Origin of the sequence: Paraburkholderia sp., from assembly GCF_050742655.1 — a bacterium.
Classification (GTDB): domain Bacteria; phylum Pseudomonadota; class Gammaproteobacteria; order Burkholderiales; family Burkholderiaceae; genus Paraburkholderia.
On record NZ_JBOIGG010000069.1, the window covers coordinates 1 to 1366 of the forward strand.

Genomic DNA, 1366 nt, shown 5'->3' on the forward strand with positions numbered 1-1366 from the left:
GCCTGGGGGTTATGTCGAGCAGGATTTTTTCGCCAATGCCTGCGCGGTGGGAGAAACCCGCCTGCCGCCGCTCGAACTCCTTGCCGCGACCAATGCGGTTGAGATCGACATGGGCCGGAAACCGTCGGTCCGCTGGGGGCCGCGCCTCATCGACATCGATATTCTTTTCCACGGCGACGCGACTTTCGCGCATGCCCAATTGAATTTGCCGCACAAGGATCTTTTCGAACGCGCTTTCGTTTTGGTGCCCTTGGCCGAAATCGCGCCTCACTTACACATCTCAGGGCGTTCCATCGCAAAGGCCGCCACGCGTTTCGCCGGCGAGCCAATCGAAAAATGCAGGGGAATCGGGTGAAGGAATCATGCGGCGATGAGGCTTGCGAGGAAATCGTCGTCCCATGCGGCGACCTTGCGTCTGAGGCGCAGGGAGTCCTTGCTTGGAGCTTTTCGGATCAGGTTGTGGGCCATGTGCTTGATGGTGGTGAAATTGGCCGGAGCATGACCGGTACGGATGCGGCACTCATCGTCTCGGAAGATCATGTCCATCACCCAGTGCAGGCTGTTCTCCACCGTCCAATGGCTGCGCACGATCGGTCCCAGGAGGTTGGCCAGCAACACCAGCGAGGTGATGTAGAAGCGTGTTTCTTGCTCGATCCTGTCGCCGATCTCACGGATGCTTTCGACGATGACGACGCCCTTCAAGCCTGGCCAGTCATGCCGTTCCTGTAGCCAGGCGACGTCGTGGATGACAGTGGTGGTCCGCGTTTCGATGCGGCCGTGATCGGCGTCGACCGTGTGGTCCCGGCTGATTTTGGCGTCCTTGAAATCATTGACCTTCTGTTCGGCCACGAAGACCTCGACATCCTCGCGCAACGAGCCTTGGTTGCCCTTGAGCGCGAGGACGTAACCGGCCTTCTTGTCCAGGATATTCTGGGCGATGTGGCGCTGGCAGCCCATGGCGTCGATAGTCACGATAGCGCCCTCGATCGACAGCATCTCCAGGAGCTTGGGGATGGCGACGATCTCGTTGGACTTGTCCGCCACCTTGACCTGGCCGGGCACGAGACGCTGGCGCGCGGCAAAGGCCGAGACCATGTGGATGGGGACCTTGCCCTTCTTCTGGTAGGACCGGCGCACGGTCTTGCCATCAATGGCGATCACCCCGGCCGGCGCCCCGGTGAGGGCCGCCACCCAGGCGACAAAGCAGCGTTGGAACGCCTCGGCATCGAGCGAAGCGAAGATGTCGCCGAGATGATCGTGCGAAGGCGTGCCGTCGCGAAATGACCGGAACCGGCGCAAAAGATCGAGCTTTTTGGCCCCAAACCGGGCGATGTCGACGAACGTTTCCGCCCCAGCCAGCACCGCG

At 61.2% G+C, this 1366-nt stretch carries 2 protein-coding genes; one reads left to right on the top strand and one right to left on the bottom strand.

The genetic code is table 11. The annotated features are described in order from the left end of the window. Positions 1-355: 2-amino-4-hydroxy-6-hydroxymethyldihydropteridine diphosphokinase (gene folK / locus ACREXZ_RS30825; RefSeq protein ID WP_431767912.1), on the top strand; the 355-nt coding region annotated here is incomplete at its 5' end. 5 nt (positions 356-360) lie between these two features. Here the strand turns inward: folK and ACREXZ_RS30830 are convergent. Next, on the bottom strand, positions 361-1366 hold a 1006-nt coding region (locus ACREXZ_RS30830; RefSeq protein WP_431767913.1), incomplete at its 5' end, for an ISAs1 family transposase.